The sequence below is a fragment of the Massilia sp. 9096 genome, from assembly GCF_000745265.1.
Classification (GTDB): Bacteria; Pseudomonadota; Gammaproteobacteria; order Burkholderiales; family Burkholderiaceae_D; genus Telluria.
The window spans coordinates 579,359-601,150 of record NZ_JQNN01000001.1 but is presented as its reverse complement, the minus strand read 5'-3'; the positions used below and the strand labels follow the sequence as shown (position 1 = coordinate 601,150).

Here is a 21,792-nt window from a genome sequence, read left to right as displayed (position 1 = left end):
CCAATCCTCCCCTAGACTTTGTTAGCCACTGGGCGCCTCCATCGCAGCGCGGCCCAGCTGAAGCAAGCAATGACGGCGTTCCTCGATCGCGCAAACCCTTGGTGCGCGGCGACGAACGGTAATCTGATGCACGGCATGAGTACCCACCACGCAGCGCTTTTACGCCGCGCCAGGGGCAGCTTTTTCCGCGACAAAGGAGCGACGATGATCAACCGATTCATCGGTGCGAGCGCAAGGCTCGTCCAACAGATGGCCAGCCAGCCAGTCACGTGGTCTTCCGTGATCAAAACGGCACGCGGTGTGATGACCACCGCACAACATACGCTGACCGTATTCGGTCTTTCTGCAGTAGCAATGATTGCCCTGCTGTACCACCGCCCCGATCTGGCAAAACGGGTGTCGGACATTTTGAGCCCGCAGCACCCTGCCCCGGCCGTCGTCGCCGCGCGCCCGTCGCAAAACCTCCTGAAGGTCAGCGCCGAGCCCGTCGAGATCGCCAATGCCGACGACAAGGCGGCCCGTCCGAGCCGCCAGCAGAAGTACGTCACCGACTGGCTGTCGCGCCGCTACCGCGTGGCCGGCGACGCCGCCAACATGCTGGTCTCGACCGCCTACAGCACGGCGCACGAGATCAAGCTGGACCCGCTGCTGATCCTGGCCGTGATGGGCATCGAATCGGGCCTGAATCCGTTCGCGGAAAGCCCGATGGGCGCACAAGGCCTGATGCAGGTCATGTCGAAGGTCCACAGCGACAAATTCGAAGGCGTGGGCGGCGCCCAGGCCGCGCTGAACCCGGTCGCCAACATCCGTGTCGGCGCCCTGATCCTGAAGGATTACGTGACCCGCACCGGCTCGGTCGAAGCCGGCCTGAAGAGCTACGTGGGCGCCGGCGCCGCCACCGACGACAGCGGCTACGGCTCGAAGGTGCTGACCGAGTACCATCGCCTGAAGCAGGTCGCCAGCGGCAAGAACGTGCCGACCTACTTCCCACCGGCCCCGGCACCGGCCGCTACGCCGGCGCCGGCAACCGCACTGGCCCAGAAAACGCCGGCCGCCAAGCACGACGCCGAATCGGCCGAGACCGCACGCGGGGCCAGCCAGGGCGGCGAGACGGTCGCCGGCCTCTAATATATACATAGCGCTGGCATGGTGTCAGCGCTGGACCGGTCCTGGTCGAAAGCCACCGTTGGCGGGAGCCGCGGTGGCTTTCATTTTTGGCCCGACGCTATCCATGTACGATGACGCCTTTGAAGGCTTGTCATTTGCGTGCTCTCGATCCAGACCCGTTCTCCCGGGTGATGCTCTTCGATGGTCGCGAGCGCACCCTCGATTGTCGCCTTGTCGACATTTGCCAGTGAGTAGGTAAAACGTGTCACATTGCCGCGCTCGAGCTTCTCAAAATCCGCCTTTGACAATGCATCTGCACTGCGCCATACGGGATCCTTCCCGGCCTTGGATGCATCCAGAATTTCTTTCAGACCCTCTGGGGTTAATGCTAAGTACACCATGTCATCCGTGGTTTTGAATCCATAAGCATAGAGAGAAGTGTCCCCGACGTTCCGGACTGCCGATAAAAAAAGCCGCCCGGTCTTCCGAAGCGGCTTTTGCGTAATATATACAGGTAATGCAGATCAGCGCTTCGCGTCCGCCGCCACCTCGTCCGGACGCAGCTTGCCGGCCAGGCGGTCGAGCACGCCGTTGACGTACTTGTGGCCATCGGTACCGCCGAAGGACTTGGTCAGCTCGACCGCTTCGTTGATCACGACGCGGTACGGGATCTCGATCTTGTTCTTCAGCTCCCAGGCGCCCAGCAGCAGCGCCGCGTGCTCGATCGGCGACAGCTCGGCGATCGGGCGGTCGACGGTCGGAGCCAGCGTTTCGCGCAGCTCGACCGACTGGGCGATCGCGCCGTGCAGCAGCTCGCCGAAGTACTCGCCGTCGGCCTTGTCGAAACCGTGCGCGCTGCGGATGTGGTTGACGACGGTCGATGCCGGCTCATTGTTCAGCAGCCATTGATACAGACCCTGGAGCGCGAACTCGCGCGCGCGGTGACGCGGCGTGCGGTTCTTGTTCGGGTTGGCGTGCGTGGTTTTTTCAATCATGTCTTTGCGCCTCGTTTTACTCTTCTTCCGCCTGCAGTTCGTCCAGGCCGAACAGCAGGTTGGCCATCTCGACCGCGACGCGGGCAGCGTCGGCGCCCTTCTCGGTCATGCGCACTGCAGCCTGCTCGTCGTTCTCGGTGGTCAGCACGGCATTGGCGATCGGCATGCCGAAATCCAGGCCGACGCGGGTGATGCCGGCGCCCGACTCGTTCGAGACCAGCTCGAAGTGATAGGTTTCGCCGCGGATCACCGCGCCCAGCGCGATCAGGGCGTCGAACTGCTGGGTCTCGGCCATCTTCTGCAGCGCCAGCGGGATCTCGAGCGCGCCCGGCACGGTCACGTGCAGGATGTCCTCGTCCGCCACGCCCAGGCTCTTCAGTTCCGCCAGGCATGCCGACAGCAGGCCGTGGCCGACATCGGCGTTGAAACGCGCCTGCACGATCCCGATGCGCAGGCCTTCGCCCGCCATATTGCTTTCAAAAGTTCCTACCGTCATGGCTATGCCTCTTGTTCTGTTGTTTCGTTGATTGAATGGGGTGAATGGTAACGCTTTATGCGGCCGTCCGGTCTTCCGGCTTCGCCAGGTAACCGGTGACTTCGAGGTCAAAGCCCGTCATCGAGGGCATCTTGCGCGGGTTGGCCAGCAGCTTCATCCGGCGCACCCCGAGCTGCTTGAGGATTTGGGCGCCGATGCCGTAGGTGCGCAGGTCGAGCGTGGCCGCGCGGCCGGCGGGCTTGACCGGTTTGTCGTCGAACTGCGCGAACAGTTCCGGCGCCGTCTCACCGCAGTTGAGCAGCACCAGCACGCCCGATTCGGCGGCCTGGATCGCCTGCATCGCCGACGCCACGGTCCACGAGTGCGAGGTGGCGCGGTTGTCCAGCAGGTCGAGGATCGACACCGGCTGGTGCACGCGCACCAGCGCTTCCTTGTCGAGCGTCGGCTCGCCATGCACCAGCGCCAGGTGGGCGCAGCCGCTCGGCTTGTCGCGGAAGGCGACCAGTTGGAAGTCGCCGTGTTCGGTCGACAGCGCGCGCTCGGCCACGCGCTCGACCAGCGATTCGTGCTGGCTGCGGTAGTGGATCAGGTCGGCGATGGTGCCGATCTTGATGTTGTGCTGCTTGCCGAACTCGAGCAGATCGGGCAGGCGCGCCATGCTGCCGTCTTCCTTGATGATCTCGCAGATGACCGAGGCCGGGGTCAGGCCCGCCATCTCGGTCAGGTCGCAGCCGGCTTCGGTGTGGCCGGCGCGCATCAGCACGCCGCCCTTGACCGCGCGCAGCGGGAAGATGTGGCCCGGCTGCACCAGGTCGTCCGGCTTGGCGTTGCGGTTGACCGCCACCCGGATCGTGTGCGCCCGGTCGGCCGCCGAGATGCCGGTGGTGACGCCTTCGGCCGCCTCGACCGACACCGTGAAATTGGTGCCGAAGGAGGTGCCGTTGCGGGTCGTCATCATCGGCAGTTCGAGACGGTCGCAGATCTCTTCCGCCAGGGTCAGGCAGACCAGGCCGCGCGCATGGGTGATCATGAAGTTGATCGCCTCGGGCGTGACGAAATCGGCGGCGAGGACCAAATCGCCTTCGTTTTCACGGTCTTCCTCGTCGACCAGGATGACCATGCGCCCGGCGCGCAGTTCCTCGACGATTTCCTGGGTGGTGGAGAGTGGCATATGGAGTGTTCCTGGGGATGAGCTGGTGCGGAAACCCGCTATTTTAATGGATTTGCCAGCCTGCGACGGCCTTCCCTCGGCCCGCTCGCTCCCCGCGATGCATTCGGATGCCATCTGCATGACAATTCCGTTGCACAACGACAACGACGCCTTTCACTGCGCCGGTTCAATCGTCACGTCCGAACCCAACTGTGCGCACATGACTGCAGAGTAGAATGGTTTATTTCCAGTCACCAAAAGTGTAAGCATGATGATCCGCTTCGTCCGCAGCACCGCCGTCCTCGTCGCAGCTCTTGCCGGACTCATCGTCCCTACGCTCGGCCACGGCGCGCCCCTGAAGCTGGACGATCCGCTGCCGGTCGGACCGCAAGTCAAGGTCGGCAAGCTGGCCAATGGCCTGACCTATTACGTCGAGCGCAACCGCAAGCCCGAGCACAAGCTGGAACTGCGCCTGGTTGTGAAAGCCGGCTCGATCCTGGAGGACGAAGACCAGCAGGGCCTGGCGCACTTTACGGAGCACATGGCTTTCAATGGGTCGACGCACTTCAAGAAGCACGAGCTGGTGTCGTACCTGCAGTCGATCGGCGTCAAGTTCGGCGCCGACCTGAACGCCTACACCTCGTTCGACGAGACCGTCTACGTGCTGCCGGTGCCGTCCGACCGCCCGGCCGACCTCGACAAGGCCTTCCTCGTGCTGGAAGACTGGGCGCACGGCCTGACGCTGGACGCGGCCGACATCGACAAGGAGCGCGACATCGTGCTCGAGGAAGCGCGCCTGGGCAAAGGGGCCGGCAACCGCATGCAAAAGGTCTTGATGCCGAAGATCTACAACGGCTCGCGCTATGCCGAGCGCCTGCCGATCGGCCAGGAAGACATCATCCACGACTTCCAGCCGGACGCGCTGCGCCGCTTCTACCGCGACTGGTACCGGCCCGACCTGATGGCGGTGGTGGCGGTCGGCGACATCGACCCGGCCCAGGCCGAACAACTCATCAAGCGCCACTTCGGCGGCTTGAAGAATCCGGAGCACGAACGTCCGCGCACCTACGCCGGGATCCCGGCGCGCAACGGCACCGAGGCGGTGGTCGTCACCGACAAGGAAGCCGGCCCGGCCTCGGTGCTGATCCGCTATCCGGTGCTGCCGTGGCAGGAACGCCAGACCCTCGGCGGCTACCGCGAGCAGCTGGTCGAGATCCTCGTCACCGGCATGCTCAACGCGCGCCTGCAGGAACTGTCGCAGCTGCCCGCCCCGCCCTTCATGGCCGCCAGCAGCGCACTGTCTCCGCTGACGCCGCGCTACCGCTCGTACAACGCCATGGCCGCGCTGGGCGACAAGGGCGCCGGTCCGGCGATCGACGCGCTGGTGCAGGAAAACGAGCGCGCCCGCAAGTTCGGTTTTTCCGCCGCCGAGCTCGAGCGCGCCAAGAAGAACGTGCTGCGTGCCTACGAACGCGGCTACGCCGAGCGCGAAAAAACCGACTCGGCCGACCACGCCGCCGAGTATATGCGCAACTTTTTGGAGGGCGAGTCGATCCCGGGCATCGACAACGAATACCGCTACGCCAACGAGATGATCCCGAGCATCACGCTGGACGAGATCAACGCGTGGGCGCACCGCACGATTCCCGCGGACTCGGGCAAGCTGGTGGTCTACACCGGCCCGGCCAAGGCCGACGCCCCGGCCCCGAGCGGCGAACAGCTGCTGGCGGCGGTGGCCGGCGCGGAAAAGGCCGACGTCACGGCGCGCGACGAAAAAGCCGTCGCCGGCACGCTGATGGAACGCGCGCCCGCGCCCGGCAAGATCGTCGCCGAGAGCCAGGACGCGCGCCTCGGCATCACGCGCTTGAGCCTGTCCAACGGCGTCAAGGTGATCCTGAAACCGACCGCCTTCCGCAACGACCAGATTCTGATGAGCGCCGCGCGCCACGGCGGCCAAAACCTGTTCGACGAGCGCGACATGGTCAGCGCGCGCTACGCCGACAGCATTGTCGCGGCGATGGGCCTGAAGAATTTTTCGCCGCTCGAGATGAGCAAGGTCCTGGCCGGCAAGGCGGCGTCGGTCAGCGCCGGCCTGGGCGCCAACACCGACGTCGTGGCCGGCAGCGCCGGCGCTTCCGACCTCGAGACCATGCTGCAGATGGTGTGGCTGAAGTTCGACGGCGTGCGGCGCGACGAGAATCTGTATAAATCGTTTATCGGAAAGCAGATGGAGCTGGCGCGCAACCGCCTGTCGCAGCCGGGCGCGGTGTTCGGCGACACGGTGCTGGCCACGCTGTACGCCAACAATCCACGCGCGCCGCACGCGACGCGGCCGGAAGACATCCGCAAGATCGACCTCGACCGCGCGATCGCGATCTACCGCCAGCGCTTCTCGTCTGCCCGCGACCTCACCTTCATCTTCGTGGGCAGCTTCGACGCGAACGCGATCAAGCCGCTGCTGGCGACCTACCTGGGCAGCCTGCCGACGCCGGACATCCCGACCGGCTTTCGCGACCTCGGCATCCGCCCGGTGCGCGGCGTGGTCAAGCGCGAGGTCAAGATCGGCCTGGAGGACCGCAGCACGGTGTCGCTGGTGTTCACCGGCCCGACCGAGGTCGGCGAGCCCGAGGAGCTGCGCCTGGCGGCGCTGACCGAGATCATGAACATCCGCATCATCGACGTGCTGCGCGAAAAGCTCGGCCTGATCTATGGCGGCGGCATGGAAAGCTCGATGACGCGCATCCCCTACAGCAACTACATCGCCAACATGACACTGCCGACCGGCCCGGCCAACGTCGACAAGGTGATCGCCGCCACCTTCGGCGAAATCGAACGCATGCGCACCGAAGGCCCGGACCCGCTCGACCTGGACAAGGTCAAGCGCAACTGGCGCCAGAACTTCCGCAAGTCGCTGCAGGAAAACGGCTACTGGCTGGCCGCGCTGCAGACCTCGCTGCTTGAGGGCACCGATCCGGCCACGATCCTGAGCATCGAGCAGCAGATCGACGCCTTGAGCGTGGACGACGTCAGACGCGCAGCCCAGCACTACCTCGATCCGGCCAACTACGTGCAGGTGGTGCTGGCGCCGGAAGCCGGCAAGGACAAGACGCCGGCGGCCCCGCTCGACGCCATGGCCGGGCCGAAGACGGCGGCGCGGCCTTGATGCCTTACAGCGAGGTGGCCGAAGGCCGGCCGGCCTCGCGTGCGCGGGCCGCATGGCCGATCCACACCAGCGCCAGGCCGCCGGCCGCCAGCGCCGCGCCGACGAAGGGCACCGCCGCGTAACCGAGGCCGCGGGCGATCACGACGCCACCGAGCGCGGCGCCGAGCGCGTTGCCCAGGTTGAAGGCGCCGATGTTGACCGCCGACGCCAGGCCCGGCGCTCCGGCCGCCGCCTGCATCACACGCATCTGCACCGGCGGCACGATGCCGAAGGCCGCCGCGCCCCACACCAGCAGGCCGATGGCCGCGCCGACGTGGGTTTTCAATAGCAGCGGCAGCAAGACCATGATGACCGCGAGCGCGGCCAGGATGAGCTTGGTGGCGCCGTCCAGCGACCAGTCGGCCAGGCGTCCGCCCAGGCTGTTACCGAGCGTAAAGCCGACCCCGATCAGCACCAGGGCAAGCGCGACGAAGCCCGGGCTGGCGTGCGTGATCTCGGCGAGCATCGGCGCGACGTAGGTGTACAACGCGAACATCGCGCCCGAGCCGAGCACGGTGGTGCCCATCGCCATCAGCACCTCGCGGCTGGTCAATACCCCCAGTTCGCGGCGCACGTCGGGACGCGCACCCGGTTCGCCCTTGGGCAGCGCCAGCCACAGCGCGCCGATGGTCACCAGGCCGAGCACGGCGGTGCCGGCAAACGTCATGCGCCAGCCGACCTGCTGGCCGATCCAGGTCGCGGCCGGCACGCCGCCGACGTTGGCGACGGTCAGGCCCATGAACATGGCAGCGATCGCGCTGGCCTGCTTTTCTTTCGGGACCAGGCTGGCCGCCACCACGGCGCCGATGCCGAAGAAGGCGCCATGGTTCAGGCTGGTGATCAGGCGCGACAGCAGCAGCGTCGTGTAACCCGGCGCGAACGCCGACATCAGGTTGCCGGCAGTGAAGATCAGCATCAGCGACATCAGCGCGGCGCGCTTGCCGAAGCGGCTGAACAGCAGCGTCATGATCGGGGCGCCGACCATCACGCCGATCGCGTACGCCGACACCAGCATGCCGGCCTTGGGAATGTCGACGTCGACACCGTGGGCGATCACGGGCAACAAGCCCATCGGCGTGAATTCGGTGGTGCCAATGGCAAAGGCGCCGGTGGCGAGCGCCAATAATGCTGTGGAAGATTTCATGGCTTACCTTGAAAAGAGAGCGGTTTTTCGATGGAGGTATTGTCCTTGATTTATATTTGCGGTGTCGGCGGCCAGCCGCACCCTCGGCCGGCTCGAAGACAAGCTGCAGACCACGCTGCTGCGCCGGACCACGCGCCGCCTCGAATTGACGGAAGAAGGCGCGGCCTTCCTGGAGCACGCGCGCACGATCCTGGATGCGGTCGACGCCGCCGAAGAACAGATGGCGGCGCGGCGCATGCGTCCGGCGGGCCGCCTGCGGGTCGACGCCGCCACGCCGTTCATGCTGCACGTGCTGGTGCCGCTGCTCGCGGGCTTCCGGGAGCGCTATCCCGAGGTCGAACTGGAACTGGATTCGAACGAAGGCATCACCGACCTGATCGAAAAGCGCACCGACGTGGCGCTGCGCATCGGTGTGCTGAAGGATTCGACGCTGCATGCGCGCCTGCTGGGCACCAGCCGCATCCGCGTGCTGGCCAGCCCTGGCTACCTGGCGCGCCAGGGCACGCCTACGATGCCGTGCGAACTCACCGACCACGTGCTGCTCGGCTTTAACCGGCCCGAGACCCTGAACGACTGGCCGCTGCGCGCCGTCGACGGCAGCCTGCTGCGCATCCGCCCGACCATCGCCTCGTCCAGCGGCGAGACGCTGCGCCAGATGGCGCTGGCCGACCTCGGCATCGTCTGCCTATCGGATTTCATGACCGGCGCAGACCGCGCCACCGGCCGGCTGGTGCAGGTGCTGGCCGAACAGACGCTGGACGTGCTCCAGCCGATCAACGCGGTCTACTACCGCAACACGGCGCTGGCCGCGCGCATCACGTGTTTTGTGGACCACGTGGCGGCGGTGCTGGGCCAGCGTCCGTTCGACGCCTGACCCAGCGGTTTCACCTACTTACTTCAGGTACTTGGCGAACCAGGCCAGCTCGCGCGCGCGCAAGTCCTTCTGGTTTTCCGGCTTGCGGAAGGCGTGGCCTTCGCCGTCGTACACCAGCAGCGTGGTCGGCACGTTCATCGCGCGCAGGCCGTGCCAGAACTCGAAGGACTGGGCCGGCGGGCACTCGACATCGCGCTCGCCGACGTAGACCAGGGTCGGCGTCTTCGCGGCTTTGATGTTCTCGATCGGCGAGGCGGCGCGGTACACGGCCGGATCGTCGTACATGGTGGCGCCGAAGAACGGCACCATCCAGGTGTCGATGCCGTTCTGGCCGTAGTAGCTGATCCAGTTGGCGATGCCGGCGCCGGCCACCGCGGCCTTGAAGCGCGTGCTGTGGGTCACGCCCCACATCGTCATGTAGCCGCCGTAGGAGTGGCCCATCAGGCCCAGGCGGTTGCCGTCGACCGGCGCCGCCTTGATCACGGCGTCGACGCCGGCCAGGATGTCGCTCCAGTCGCCGCGGCCGAAGTCCTTGCGGTTGGCGCTGGTGAACGCTTCGCCCTGGCCATAGCTGCCGCGCGGGTTCGGCATGAACACGAAATAGCCTTGCTCGACCAGGTCGCGCGCCAGGCCGCCGCCCTCGCCGCTTGAAACGTAACGCGGGGTCACCGCCGCCGACGGGCCGCCGTGCACCATCACGATCATCGGATAGGTCTTGCCGGCGTCGACCTTGCGCGGGCCGATCAGCCAGCCCTGCACGTGGTAGCCGTCGTTGGTCCAGGTGATGTTCTTCGAGCTGACGTTGGCCGCGAAGCCGGCGTTGTCGGTGGTGATCGCCTTCAGCTCCGGCAAATTGCCGGCGACGATGTAGGGCGCGTGCTCATAGTCTTCCAGCACCGAGGCGGCGCGTTGGCCGTCGGCGCTGAAGGCGAAGTGGCCGTCGCGCGAGGCCGATGCCGACACCGGGCCGTGCCACAGCGTGCGGTTGGTCCTGGCCGTCGGATCGATCTGGGCGATGGCGGCGTCGCTGCCGGCCAGCACCGAAGCCAGGATGGTCTTACCGCGCCAGCTGATGCCGGTGACGGTGGCGCGGTAGTCCGGGGTGGCGTCGACCGGCTGGCCGCCGGCCAGCGGTACGGTGTACACGTCGCCGCCGATCGAGCCGAAGTCGCTCATCAGGCCGCCGATGAAGGCGACGGTAGAACCGTCCGGCGACACGTGCGGCATGTTCATCTGCATCTTCGGCGCGGCGATCACGCGCAGCGCGCCGCTGGCGGCGTCGACGTGGCCGAGGGTCGCGACCCACCAGTTGTTGTCGCCGTTACCCTTGGCGCTGGTGACCACGAAGCCGCGCCCGTCCGGGGTCCAGTCGTACTCGTAGACGAAGGTGTCGCCCGGGGACACCAGGCGCGCCTCGCCGCCGCTGGCCGCCACCACGGCGATGCGCTGCTCGTCCTCGTTCTGGGACAGGCCGATCTCACCGATCTGGCGCTCACCCGCTTCCACCGCGCCGGTCAGCTTCTTGGCGCCGACCGTGGCCAGCAAGGCCAGCTGGCGCCCATCCGGCGACCAGCGCACGGTGTTGGCGATGCCCTTGACGGTCGTGACGGTGCTGAATTTACCGTCGCGCAGCACGTAGACGGTGGCGGTGCCGGCCTTGGCGTCGGTGCCGATCATGGCCATCGCCTTGCCGTCCGGCGACCAGGCCAGGCCGTCCAGGCGGCAGTTGGCGCAAGCGGCGGTGCGCTCGTAGCTCGAGACGATCTTGCCGTCGCTGCTCGCGCGCACCACGATGCGTCCGCCGGCGCGGTCGCCCTCGCTTGATTCCATGCTGGCGATGCGGTCGCCGGCGGCATTCATCGCCAGGCCGCGGTAGTTATGGATGCCGCCCGCATCCGCCGAGCACAGACCGCTTGCCGCCAGCAGCGCCGCCAGCGCGCCGCCGCGCACGATTGCATTCAACTGAGTCATTTCACGTCCTATTTTTGTCGTGGTTCTTCCATCAGGGGTAGGTATGGGGCTTTCGCGTAAACACACCGACAGGCAAATGTCTTGCCTATGGTTGACGAAATTGCCATCGGGCAGTCTACGCCAAATGGACGAGAATGGGAGAACTGTTTCGTGTCGTGTCCGGGCTGAATGAAGGCAGATAAACAGGGCACTTGCTCCCAGGACAACTCAACCGTAGACTGTCTGCTCGACAACGTCTGCCATCCGCCATCAGCGGAGGACGAATCAAACCATTGCCGGAGGACCGTTTGCACACTGTTGAGAGACCTGGAGCTGGAAAATGAAAAAGACAAGCCATTTCGGCGCCGGGGCGTCGTCGGGATCCTTTGTCGGGCTCAAGACAATATCGTCCGCATGCATGCACGCTGCCGGCCACTTGGCACTGCCGGCCGCGGGATTCACTGCCGTCTGGTTATGCGCCACGCCGGTTGCAGCCCAGCAGGCGCAACCGGATGGGCTTGGACGCCCCGACTGCAAGATCAGTTCAGTGGTCCCTCCCCCGTCGGGTGCTGTCGACTGGAAGGGCGCTTGCACGAACGGCTACGCCGAAGGGCCGGGCGAACTGGGTTGGCGCAGCAAGGACGGCAAGGCCATTCGATTGGAAGCGACATTGCGGCGCGGCGCGATCGACGGTGAAGCTGCGCTGGCACTGGGCGGCGGCGCCTTCTACACGGGTACCTTCAAGGACGGCTTCCCCGATGGTAAAGGGACGTTTCTCGATCCGGACGGACGAATGTACGAAGGCGAGGTACGGCATGGGGAGCGTACCGGGACGGGTATCGGCGTATCGCCGGTCGGCGACCGCTACGAGGGTCAATGGCTGAACGGCGAATACGAGGGCCAGGGACACATCAAGTATGCGCTCGGCGGCGAGTATGTCGGCCAGTGGCATGGCGGCAAGCGGCACGGGCATGGCGTACTGACTTACACAGGCAGCGGCCGTCATTTCGAGGGCGAATTCGTGGATGGGCGCATCGCCGGCACTGCGCCGCCGCCCAAAGCCGAAAGAACGTATGAAGTGGTCACAGAGACGGCGAATGGGGCATATCTACCGCGCGAAGTTGCACGAGGGAGCGTAGTGCCGCCCGATGTCGGGTACGCCGCACTCACGCCCGAGCAAAAGCGCCTGGTTCAAAGCTATTACCCGGCACTAGAGGAAGGCGATGAGCCCCCTTACCCTCTCGACGGGCCGATGGAGTTCTACAAGATCATGTCGAGAATCAGCGGTGCGTTGCGGCTGCGCGGCGACGTCATCATTTATGCGAACGTGGGCCCCGACGGCAAGGTGTCCACCATCGGCCTGGGCGGTCTCGACACGCCCGACCTGCGACGTTATGCGGCTGCCGGGGCGGCTTCGCTTCGATACAAACCCGCGCTATGCCGCGGCCAGCCGTGCGCCATGCGGTTTCCGTTCCGACTGCACCTTGATGAACACTAGAAGGCATACGCCTGCGTGGCGGACCTGGGCGTGTGCCGCTGGATGTGGACGTGCGCCCTGAGGCTTACGAAGGGTCGCGTTCGGCCACGAGCGGCGGCAGCATCACCGCACGGTCAGGCCCTTGGGCCCGGCCATCATACAAAATCTTCACGAATAGCTATGTGGCCTTTCAAGAAACACCTACCGATCGATGACCTCAATGAAGACGAGGAATTGTGGTCGGTAATGCGAGCATCGACGGCCGATGGTCCAATGCTCGTTAGAATCAACACAACTGCGAAGCGTTGGTCGAAGCATCCGTCACTAGGAATACGCGTTGGCTTTGCGATACCGTTCGAGCATCCGAATTTTGATGAAGGCTCATTCTCATCCGAGAACGCTGTTCTGAATCAGATGGAGGAGAAAATCCTTTCGTATCTCAAGTTATCTGGCCCAGCCATTCATGTACTGACGATAACAACCGGTACTTTCAAGGAATTTGTTTTCCATATCCAAAACGGTGGGTCTGTCGCAGGTATTCATGAGAGGTTGAGAGTCGAAACGACATCGCATGACGTGCAATGCATAGCTGTTCGTGATCCAGAATGGACAGTTTATGCATCGTTCTCAAAATGAAGTACACGGTGCCCGACCGATTTCCATCGTTTTGCTGACCGGACGCTTCGGAGCGAAGCAGACATTATCGCCAGCGCTTTCCGGAAGCTTTATTTGTCCATGACGCGGCGCCGATACGAGCATTCCGCCGGCCGGCGAGAATGCTCTCGACGTCGTTCCCTTGCGACGTCTTCATTCATTCACGGCACCGAAGCGCCTCAGGCCTTGGCCGCGCTCAGCATGCGCTCGACATAGCGCGCGATCAGGTCGATCTCCAGGTTGACCTTGGCGCCGGCGTGCAGGTGCTTCAGCGTCGTCACGGCGATCGTGTGCGGGATCAGGTTGATCGAGAAACGGCAGACCTTCTTCCCACCGACTTCCAGGTCTTGGACGTTGTTGACGGTCAGCGAGACGCCGTTGACCACCACCGAGCCTTTGTAGGCCAGAAACTTGCCCAGTTCCACCGGTGCGTCGATCACCAGCTGGTACGACTCGCCGATCGGCTCGAAGCTGTGCACGTCGCCCAGGCCGTCGACGTGGCCCGACACCAGGTGGCCGCCCAGGCGCTCGGCCAGCGTCAGCGCCTTTTCCAGGTTGACTTCGCCCGGCTGGTCCAGGCCGACGGTGCGGTTCAGGCTTTCGCGCGAGACGTCGACCGCGAAGCTTTGGGCGGTTTTCTCGACCACCGTCATGCAGGCGCCGTTGATGGCGATCGAGTCGCCCAGCGCGACGTCGGCCAGCGGCAGGCCGCCACAGTCGATCTCGAGGCGCACGCCGGCGAACGAGCCGCCTTCGAGCGGCTTGACGGCTTGGATGCTGCCGACGGCAGCGACGATACCAGTAAACATGCTTGTTCCTTCTTGGTTCAGTTCAATTCGATTCTTGGGATACGGCTCGCGCCGGCGGCTGTCGGTCTTCGAAGCGCGCCAGGATGCGCACGTCGCTGCCGACGCGGTCGATGGCGTGGAAGCGCAGCTGCTTCTTGTCGGCCAGGCGCGCCAGCGGCGGCAGCGCGCACATGCCCTGCCCCGGCCCGATCAGGCTGGGCGCCAGGTAGACCAGCAATTCGTCGACGCAGCCCTCGCGCACCAGCGAGGCGTTCAGTTTCGAGCCGGCCTCGACGTGCAGTTCGTTGATTTCGCGCCGGCCGAGTTCCTGCATCAGCGCCGGCAAATCGACCTTGCCCTTGGCGTTCGGCAGCATGATGATCTCGTGGCCGGCCGCGCGCAGGGCGGCTTCCTTGTCCGCATCCGGCTGGGCGGCGACGATCCAGCACGGCTCGCCCTGCAGAATGCGCGCATCCAGGGCGATGTCGAGGCGGCTGTCGACGATCACGCGGCGCGGCGGCACGAACGGGCCGATCTCGGCCTCGACGCCGCGCACGGTCAGCTGCGGATCGTCGGCTTTCACGGTGCCGATGCCGGTCAGGATCGCGCTCGCGCGCGCGCGCCAGCGATGGCCGTCCAGGCGCGCGTCCGGGCCGGTGATCCACTGGCTTTCGCCGTTTTCGAGCGCGGTGACGCCGTCCAGGCTGGCGGCGGTTTTGAGGCGCACCCAGGGCCGGCCGTGGCGCATGCGCTGGAAGAAGCCGATGTTCAATTCATAGGCCTGCTCGGCCATCGTGCCCGACGCCACCTGGATGCCGGCCTCGCTCAGCTGGGCCAGGCCACGCCCGGCCACCAGCGGATTCGGATCCACCATGGCAGAGACCACGCGGCCCAGTCCCGCCTGCACCAGCGCGAGCGAACACGGCGGCGTGCGGCCGTAGTGACTGCACGGCTCCAGCGTGACGTAGGCGGTGGCGCCGCGCACGTCGTTGCCGCGTGCGGCGGCGTCGCGCAGCGCTTGCACCTCGGCGTGCGCCTGGCCGACCGGCTGGGTGTGGCCGGCGCCGATCACCTCCCCGTCGCACACGATCACGCAGCCGATGCGCGGATTGGGCGTGGTGATGTACATGCCCTTCGCCGCCCAGGCCAGGGCCAGGGCCATGCCTGCGGCATCGTCGTGAATCTGCGCTGTGTCTGTCTGCACGGTGGTTCGGTCTCGATCGATCAAGGGATAAGAGTCAAGGGCAAGCGTCATGGGCCGGACGGTGCGGCGGCGCCGTCGCAACCGGCGTCGCGCGCCGGATCGCACAAGCGCGCCCGGCCCAGCATGTTGATTTTAATACGGCGGATCGCGTCGCCGCCCTCAATCCCGGCGAACAGCGACAGCGTGCCCAGGCGCGATTGCGCTGCGTTGGCCGCACTGCAGCCGCGCCCGGCGCCATTGTAGGCGATATAGTGCGGCGGCGCTGGGCTCGTGAAGGCGTAGTCGACCGCGATGCCGCTCGCCAGCGGGCCGTGCTCGAGCAGCCGCTCTTCTCCCGCGCCGGGCCGGCCGTCGCCGTCGCGGTCGACGAACACGGTCCAGCCGCTGCGCCAGTCCAGGCCGGCCGGATCGTGCGGCGCCAGCACGACGATCTCGCCGCGCGCCAGCGCCTGCGCACGCGCGAGGCCGACTGCGGCGAACAGCTCGCCGCTGGCCGCTCTCAAGCGCTGCACGCGCAGCAGCGCAGCCAGGTCGGGCGCCGCCAGGCCGAGGGCCACACTGGCGATCGCCAGCACGACCAGCGATTCGATCAGCGTCATCGCGCCCCTGCGGCCGGGCCTCATGGCCAGCAGCGCACGTTGGCGCCCGCGGCCGGCTCGGCGCCCTGGCGGCCCAGGCTGTCCAGCGTCAGCACGCCGCAGTCGGGATCGCGAAAGCGCGCGTCGACCTTGGCGGTGCCGGGCCGGGCGCGTATCTCGACGCACTCGGCCAGCGGCGTGTCCGCGCACGCGTGCGCATCGAGCTCGTAGGCGCTGCTGGCCGGAGCGTGCCCGGACCACCAATGAAAGGCCTGCGCCTCGTCCTCGCTGGCCGTCGAGGAAAATTCGAGGTAGCGGTTGTGCTGCGAGCGGAAACGTTCCTGCTGCTGCATGGCGTCGATCAGCGCGACCTGGCCCTCGACGCGCTTGACGCGCACCGTCTGGCGGCTGTAGCTGGGCCAGGCCAGCGCCGCCAGGATCACGACGATCGCCATCACGATCATCATTTCGACCAGGGTGAAGCCCCAGTCCGTTCTTGTGTCGTCCATCGGGTCTCCTTCGTTCGTGTGCAGTGATGCGGGTGTTGTTCGCGATGCCGGATTCAAGGCTGGGCCTGGGCGTGCAGCTGGCGCCAGTTGACGATCTCGCGCGCGCCGATGCGGCCGGCCGGCAGCGGCGACGATTGAGAAGGCGCAGCCGGGCTGGCGCCGCCGCTCCCGTCATGGTCGCCGTCATCGTTCTGGTCATCGGCAGCGCCGGCAGGACCGGCAGGCGCTGGCGCAGGCGCCGGCGGAGCGGATGGCGCAGCGGGCGTGCGGTACAGGGCCTGCAGCACCACCAGCATCGACGCCTGCGCGCCGAAACCGATCGCCGTGATCCGGTACAACGCGCCCGGCTGGGCGCCTGGCGCCAGCCGTTCGATCAGGTAGACGGGCGCACGCGCGGGCAGCAGGCCGCCGGTACCGATCGGCGCGCCGGTGACGCCGCCGTAGGGAACCAGCGCCGGGTTGCCGGGCGCGGCCAGGTCGAGCGCCTGCCAGGCCGGCGGGTTGGTCTGTGCGCACAGGCCACGATCGGCGGCGCCCTGCCCGCAGCCGCTGGGCCAGGCCGGCGCCGCGCCTGGCGCGAACATGGCCGCGCGTGCCGGCGGGCCGGCGCCCGCGATGTCGCGCTCGGCGTCGCGCAGTGCCGCTTCGGCCGCGCCGTGCGCCAGCAGGCGCTCGCGTTCATGGCGCGCACCAGCGATCGAGGCGAAGCCGGTACGCGCCACGGCCAGGGCGGCGATCATCGCGACCAGCATCAGCAGCAAGGCGAACAGCAGCACCATGCCGCGCTCGCGCCGGCCTTTGCCCGAGCATTGGCGCGGCGGCTGGGAAGGAAGATAGCGCGACAGGTGCGACTTCATGGCGACGCTCCCGGCGATGGAGGTGGCGCCGCCGGCATCGCCACCGGCAGCGGACGTTCCAGCGCAAAAGTCATCGAAAACAGCCGCCGCTCGCGCCGCCGTTGTTCGGGCGTGAACGTGGCTTCGTCCAGCACGCTGCCGGCGTCGCCCGGATCCGACGCGCCCGGACCGAGCAGGCGATACACGCCGGCGGCGCTGTCCGCGCGTGTCGGCCGGATGCCGTGCAGCAGCAGGCCGACGCGTACGCTGGCCACCCGTTTCCAGTGCGTGATCCGGTTGAACTGCCCGGGCGGCAAACCGGCCGGCAGCGCGGCGTCGAGCGCGCGGATGGCGTCGGCGTTGACGTAGCGGTTGGGCACGCCATCCGGCGGCGTGTCGGTGTCCAGGCCGTACAGCACCTGGAAGCCGTCGACGCCGCTGACCAGCGCATCGGCGCTCCAGTTGGCGGCGCCGCGGTACTTGCAGCGCAACTCGGCCTCGCCGTCGGCGTTGCGCGCGACGTAGAAGATGCTCCAGCCCTGCTCGCCTTGCGCGACCGGGACGCCGGCGCAGCTGGCCATGCTGCCGTCGCCGCCGGGCAGCGCGCCGGCGCCGGGAAAACGCAGCGCCAGCACGTCGCTGCCGTTGACCTGGTCGGGCAACGGGTCGTCGAGGGCGTTGGCGGTGCGGCTCAGCGAGCGCGCGTCGTAGCCGGCGACGGCCGCGGGCATGGCGTCGACCGCGGCGGCGGCATCGGGCGCGGCCAGCAGCGCAGCGTCGACGTAGCCGGCCTGGCGCACGGCGCGCCCGAGCAACTCGGCCGCGTAGCGCCCGCCATCGTCGAGCGCCGCCGCTTCCGCCTGCGCCGCCTGCGCGCGCGTGGCGAGCAGCAGCAGGCGTCCGGCGATGAGCACCGTGGCCAGGCCGAGCGCCAGCGCCACCAGCATCTCGGCCAGACTGAGGCCACGCACGCGCATGCCGATCATGGCGCCCCCGCACCCACGGCGGCGCCACCTGCGACCGTCAGCTGCAGCCTGGGCGCGGCAGCCGCCTCACCCTCGCGCCAGCCGAGCTTGACCACCACCGGCGCCCCGCCCTGGCCGTCACACGCCCATGGCGGCAAGGCGGCGCCATCCGCGGGCGCGGCCGCATCGCGGCACACGCGGATGCGCGCACCGGGAACCTGCGCCAGCGCCTGCGCGGTCTCGGACAAATCGAAAGCCGCCAGTTGCGCCGGCGTGCAGTCGGCGCCAAAGCAGGCGTCGGCCGTGGGCAGCACGCCGGCCGCGCTGTCGTAATCGAACTGGAGATAGGGATTGGCGGCGTCCGGGAGCGCGATCGATACCGCGTTCGCGCGCATGCGTTCGGCCAGCGCTGCCGCAAGGCGGGTGGCGCCGGACAAGCGCTCGGCCTCGCGCGCAGCGCGTAGCGCACGCGTCTGCAAGGCGACGGCGCCGGCGATGCCGGCCGCGACCACCAGCAATGCGACCAATACCTCGGCCAGCGTAAAGCCGCGGTACGCCACCGCCGCCGGTGCTTTGCAACGCAGAAACATGCCTATCCTTTCGACGCGATTGAACGAGCCGAGAAGGTATCAGGCATGACGACCTGAGCCGGGGAGCTGGCTCAAGCTTAAAGACGGAACTAAATCGGGGATGGAGTGCCGCAGCGGCGGCGCAGGTTAAACCGCTTACTCGCCTGCCGGCTTGCGCGGTTGCCCCACTTCGGCGATGGCTTCCTGGAACTCCGACAAATCCTTGAAGTTCTTGTACACCGAGGCGAAGCGGATATAGGCGATGTTGTCGAGGCGTTTGAGTTCCTGCATCACCAGCTCGCCGACGTAGCCGGTGTCGACTTCGCGGCGGCCGCTGGTGAGCAGCTTCTCTTCGATGGAGGCAACGGCGGCGTCGATCGCGGCGGCCGGCACCGGGCGCTTGCGCAGCGCCAGGCGCAGGCTGCCGCTCAGCTTGGACGATTCGAACTCGGTGCGGCTGCCGTTCTTCTTGACGATGATCGGCATCGACAGCTCGACCCGCTCATAGGTCGTGAAGCGCTTGTCGCACTGGACGCAGCGGCGCCGGCGCCGGATGGCGTCGCCGACTTCGGACACCCGGGTGTCGAGCACCTGGGTGTCTTCATGCTGACAGAACGGACATTTCATAAGCGCTGAGTGCTACTGAGCAATTGATTTTTAAAACGCCCGAAACGTAACGGGCCTCGAAAAACCGTAGCGAGCGGCCGCAGCGGCGGCCGAGAAGCGCAGCCGTACATCCGGTACGGTGAGCATCGCAGGCCGTCGCTGCAACACGCAGCAGGTTTGTCGAGGCCCCACCATCAAACTTGGTAGACCGGGTACTTGTCGGTGAGGACCTTGACTTCGGCCTTGACGCGTTCGATCGTGGCGGCGTCATGCGGATTGTCCAGGACGTCGGCGATCAGGTGGCCGACCTTGACCGCGTCCTCTTCCTTGAAGCCGCGGGTGGTGAAGGCCGGGCTGCCCAGGCGGATGCCCGAGGTCACGAACGGTTTCTGCGGGTCGTTCGGAATGCCGTTCTTGTTGGTGGTCATGTGCGCCTGGCCCAGGATCGCTTCGGCTTCCTTGCCGGTCAGGCCTTTCGAGCGCAGGTCGACCAGCATCACGTGCGACTCGGTGCGGCCCGAGACGATGCGCAGGCCGCGCGCGATCAGGGTCTCGGCCAGCGCCTTGGCATTCTTGACGACCTGCTGCTGGTAAGCCTTGAATTCCGGCGACAGCGCTTCCTTGAACGCGACCGCCTTGCCGGCGATCACGTGCATCAGCGGACCGCCCTGGATGCCCGGGAAGATCGCCGAATTGATGGCCTTCTCGTGCTCGGCCTTCATCAGGATGATGCCGCCGCGCGGGCCGCGCAGCGACTTGTGCGTGGTCGAGGTGACGAAGTCGGCGTGCGGGACCGGGTTTGGGTACTCGCCGGCGGCGATCAGGCCGGCATAGTGGGCCATGTCGACCATGAAGTAGGCGCCGACTTCCTTGGCGATGCGGGCGAAGCGCTCGAAGTCGATGCGCAAGGCAAAGGCGGACGCGCCGGCGATGATCAGCTTCGGCTTGTGCTCGCGCGCCATGCGTTCCATGGCCTCGTAGTCGATGTCTTCCTGCTCGGTCAGGCCGTACGAGACGACGTTGAACCATTTGCCCGACATGTTCAGCGCCATGCCGTGGGTCAGGTGGCCGCCTTCGGCCAGCGACATGCCCATGATGGTGTCGCCCGGCTTGAGCATGGCGAAGAACACGCCCTGGTTGGCTTGCGAGCCCGAGTTCGGCTGGACGTTGGCGGCTTCGGCGCCGAACAGTTCCTTGACGCGGTCGATCGCCAGCTGCTCGGCGACGTCGACGAATTCGCAGCCGCCGTAGTAGCGCTTGCCCGGGTAGCCTTCGGCGTACTTGTTGGTCAGTTGCGAGCCCTGGGCCTGCATCACGGCCGGCGACGTGTAGTTTTCGGATGCGATCAGCTCGATGTGGTCCTGCTGGCGCTGGTTTTCCTTCTGGATGGCGCCCCACAGTTCCGGGTCGACCTTGGCCAGCGTGTGATCTTTTGCAAACATGAAAAAACTCCAATCGATTCGAGTACCAGGCAACAGGCGGCGCTGAAAGGCGGGACCGCGCGCAATGCGGACAGCCGCGCGTACAGACCTTGCGATCGGCGCATACCCATCGGTGGCTGCCCAGGCGAACGGCAAACGGCATCTCACGTTCCCCGGTGGAACCCCACCTTCGCCGCGCCGGCACGGCGCGCGGTTTTCGCCAGTTACGTGAGACGTAAAAGGAAGAAGCGATTGTAAGTGATGTCCCAGTGGACAGGCAAGGAAACCGATGACCTGCTGTCAATGACGCGCAGCGCGCTCGATGCCGGCCCGAGGCAGGCTTGCCGCTCACTCAAGATGGCCATTTCGGCTACAATCGGACAGTTTGCAGCTTCCCGCAGTTCGTAGCGCATATCTTATTGCAGCCACCTTCCCAGGACTTCATCATGATCGTTTTCATCACCGGCGCATCGGCCGGCTTCGGCGCCGCCATGGCGCGCACCTTCGTCAAGCATGGCCACCAGGTGGTGCTGGCCGCACGCCGCAAGGACCGCCTCGACGCGCTCGCGGCGGAACTGGGCGAATCGGCGCTGCCGGTCGAGATGGACGTCACCGACAAGGCTTCGATCGAGGAAGCGCTGTCGATGCTGCCGCAATCCTGGCGCCAGATCGACGTCCTGATCAACAACGCCGGCCTGGCGCTGAACACCAAGCCGGCGCACGAAGTGCCGCTCGAAGACTGGGAAACCATGATCGACACTAACGTCAAGGGCCTGGTGACCATGACCCACGCGCTGCTGCCGCAGATGGTCGAGCGCGGCAGCGGCCTGGTGATCAACCTCGGTTCGGTGGCCGGCCACTACCCCTACCCGGGCGGCAACGTGTACGGCGCGACCAAGGCCTTCGTCGAGCAGTTCACGCTGAACCTGCGCGCCGACCTGGTCGGCACCGGCGTGCGCGCCACCAACATCGCGCCGGGCATGTGCGGCGGCACCGAGTTCTCGAACGTGCGCATGAAGGGCGACGACGACGCCGCGGCCAAGGTCTACGAAGGCACGCAGCCGCTGACCGCCGAAGACATCGCCGCGACCGCTTTCTGGATCGCCAGCCTGCCGCCGCACGTCAACGTCAACCTGATCGAGCTGATGCCGACCTGCCAGGGCTTCGCGCCGTTCAACATCAAGCGCAACTGAGCCGATCGGCCGACACGAGGCAGGTGCCGCTCGGCCTGCCTGCACGCGCCATGACCGTGGGCGAATCTGTATTG

General features: G+C 66.6%; 20 protein-coding genes, 1 pseudogene and 1 riboswitch. Of the genes and pseudogenes, 6 read left to right on the top strand and 15 right to left on the bottom strand.

What is annotated here, in order from left to right; all coding sequences use genetic code 11:
• Nucleotides 1-249 precede the first annotated feature (249 nt).
• Nucleotides 250-1,128, top strand: a complete 879-nt coding sequence (locus FA90_RS02575) for a transglycosylase SLT domain-containing protein (RefSeq protein WP_081933591.1) — start codon at nt 250-252, stop codon at nt 1,126-1,128.
• An 80-nt stretch (nt 1,129-1,208) separates the two neighbouring features.
• Here FA90_RS02575 and FA90_RS26140 read toward each other — a convergent pair whose 3' ends face one another.
• The 4 genes from FA90_RS26140 to ribBA all read right to left on the bottom strand — a co-directional run bounded on the left by FA90_RS26140 (nt 1,209) and on the right by ribBA (nt 3,769).
• Entirely contained in the window at nt 1,209-1,508 is a 300-nt protein-coding gene (locus FA90_RS26140) for a hypothetical protein (protein ID WP_156116553.1), read from the bottom strand.
• Between the two features lie 123 nt (nt 1,509-1,631).
• Nucleotides 1,632-2,102 (bottom strand): transcription antitermination factor NusB, encoded by a 471-nt coding sequence (gene nusB, locus FA90_RS02570; protein ID WP_036165626.1) that lies wholly within the window; start codon nt 2,100-2,102, stop codon nt 1,632-1,634.
• Between the two features lie 16 nt (nt 2,103-2,118).
• Nucleotides 2,119-2,598, bottom strand: a complete 480-nt coding sequence (ribH, locus tag FA90_RS02565) for a 6,7-dimethyl-8-ribityllumazine synthase (protein ID WP_036165623.1) — start codon at nt 2,596-2,598, stop codon at nt 2,119-2,121.
• 55 nt (nt 2,599-2,653) lie between these two features.
• Nucleotides 2,654-3,769 carry a bifunctional 3,4-dihydroxy-2-butanone-4-phosphate synthase/GTP cyclohydrolase II gene (gene ribBA / locus FA90_RS02560; RefSeq protein ID WP_036165620.1) on the bottom strand — a complete coding sequence of 372 codons (1,116 nt, stop codon included), beginning with the start codon at nt 3,767-3,769 and terminating at the stop codon, nt 2,654-2,656.
• Nucleotides 3,770-4,016: 247 nt separating this feature from the next.
• Here ribBA and FA90_RS02555 point away from each other — a divergent pair, with 247 nt between their 5' ends.
• Nucleotides 4,017-6,911 carry a pitrilysin family protein gene (locus FA90_RS02555; RefSeq protein WP_081933590.1) on the top strand — a complete coding sequence of 965 codons (2,895 nt, stop codon included), beginning with the start codon at nt 4,017-4,019 and terminating at the stop codon, nt 6,909-6,911.
• Nucleotides 6,912-6,915: 4 nt separating this feature from the next.
• On the opposite strand, the gene FA90_RS02550 is transcribed toward FA90_RS02555, so the two are convergent.
• Nucleotides 6,916-8,094 carry an MFS transporter gene (locus FA90_RS02550; protein WP_036165617.1) on the bottom strand — a complete coding sequence of 393 codons (1,179 nt, stop codon included), beginning with the start codon at nt 8,092-8,094 and terminating at the stop codon, nt 6,916-6,918.
• A 61-nt stretch (nt 8,095-8,155) separates the two neighbouring features.
• Here FA90_RS02550 and FA90_RS02545 point away from each other — a divergent pair.
• Nucleotides 8,156-8,968 (top strand): annotated as a pseudogene (locus tag FA90_RS02545) (LysR substrate-binding domain-containing protein); the annotation flags it as partial.
• An 18-nt stretch (nt 8,969-8,986) separates the two neighbouring features.
• Here FA90_RS02545 and FA90_RS02540 read toward each other — a convergent pair.
• On the bottom strand, nt 8,987-10,939 hold the full coding sequence (locus FA90_RS02540) for a S9 family peptidase (protein WP_051971347.1): 1,953 nt from the start codon (nt 10,937-10,939) through the stop codon (nt 8,987-8,989).
• Nucleotides 10,940-11,258: 319 nt separating this feature from the next.
• On the opposite strand from FA90_RS02540, the gene FA90_RS24740 reads away from it, so the two are divergent.
• Entirely contained in the window at nt 11,259-12,416 is a 1,158-nt protein-coding gene (locus FA90_RS24740; protein WP_081933588.1) for a hypothetical protein, read from the top strand.
• 159 nt (nt 12,417-12,575) lie between these two features.
• The gene (locus FA90_RS25435; protein ID WP_197065232.1) at nt 12,576-13,031 is read left to right on the top strand and encodes a DUF695 domain-containing protein; all 456 of its coding nucleotides are present in this window, start codon (nt 12,576-12,578) and stop codon (nt 13,029-13,031) included.
• 197 nt (nt 13,032-13,228) lie between these two features.
• Here the strand turns inward: FA90_RS25435 and FA90_RS02530 are convergent, their stop codons facing one another.
• The 9 genes from FA90_RS02530 to glyA form a co-directional block, all read right to left on the bottom strand.
• Nucleotides 13,229-13,858 carry a riboflavin synthase gene (locus FA90_RS02530; RefSeq protein ID WP_036165611.1) on the bottom strand — a complete coding sequence of 210 codons (630 nt, stop codon included), beginning with the start codon at nt 13,856-13,858 and terminating at the stop codon, nt 13,229-13,231.
• A 22-nt stretch (nt 13,859-13,880) separates the two neighbouring features.
• The gene (ribD, locus tag FA90_RS02525) at nt 13,881-14,999 is read right to left on the bottom strand and encodes a bifunctional diaminohydroxyphosphoribosylaminopyrimidine deaminase/5-amino-6-(5-phosphoribosylamino)uracil reductase RibD (RefSeq protein ID WP_051971345.1); all 1,119 of its coding nucleotides are present in this window, start codon (nt 14,997-14,999) and stop codon (nt 13,881-13,883) included.
• A gap of 89 nt (nt 15,000-15,088) precedes the next feature.
• Nucleotides 15,089-15,640, bottom strand: a complete 552-nt coding sequence (locus FA90_RS02520; RefSeq protein ID WP_239700506.1) for a GspH/FimT family pseudopilin — start codon at nt 15,638-15,640, stop codon at nt 15,089-15,091.
• A 20-nt stretch (nt 15,641-15,660) separates the two neighbouring features.
• Nucleotides 15,661-16,128: a type IV pilin protein gene (locus FA90_RS02515; protein ID WP_036165605.1), complete on the bottom strand. Its 468-nt coding sequence runs from the start codon at nt 16,126-16,128 to the stop codon at nt 15,661-15,663.
• Between the two features lie 53 nt (nt 16,129-16,181).
• Entirely contained in the window at nt 16,182-16,985 is an 804-nt protein-coding gene (locus tag FA90_RS24735) for a pilus assembly protein (protein WP_051971344.1), read from the bottom strand.
• Nucleotides 16,982-17,941: a PilW family protein gene (locus FA90_RS02505; RefSeq protein ID WP_036173767.1), complete on the bottom strand. Its 960-nt coding sequence runs from the start codon at nt 17,939-17,941 to the stop codon at nt 16,982-16,984. The genes FA90_RS24735 and FA90_RS02505 overlap by 4 nt, the downstream gene beginning before the upstream one ends.
• A gap of 5 nt (nt 17,942-17,946) precedes the next feature.
• The gene (pilV, locus tag FA90_RS02500; protein WP_081933586.1) at nt 17,947-18,519 is read right to left on the bottom strand and encodes a type IV pilus modification protein PilV; all 573 of its coding nucleotides are present in this window, start codon (nt 18,517-18,519) and stop codon (nt 17,947-17,949) included.
• 135 nt (nt 18,520-18,654) lie between these two features.
• On the bottom strand, nt 18,655-19,125 hold the full coding sequence (nrdR, locus tag FA90_RS02495) for a transcriptional regulator NrdR (protein ID WP_036165602.1): 471 nt from the start codon (nt 19,123-19,125) through the stop codon (nt 18,655-18,657).
• Between the two features lie 173 nt (nt 19,126-19,298).
• Entirely contained in the window at nt 19,299-20,546 is a 1,248-nt protein-coding gene (glyA, locus tag FA90_RS02490) for a serine hydroxymethyltransferase (RefSeq protein WP_036165599.1), read from the bottom strand.
• 111 nt (nt 20,547-20,657) lie between these two features.
• A riboswitch (ZMP/ZTP riboswitch) is annotated at nt 20,658-20,763 on the bottom strand.
• Nucleotides 20,764-20,971: 208 nt separating this feature from the next.
• Here glyA and FA90_RS02485 point away from each other — a divergent pair.
• Complete coding sequence (locus FA90_RS02485; RefSeq protein ID WP_036165597.1) at nt 20,972-21,718, top strand: SDR family oxidoreductase; 747 nt, start codon at nt 20,972-20,974, stop codon at nt 21,716-21,718.
• Nucleotides 21,719-21,792: the final 74 nt, after the last annotated feature.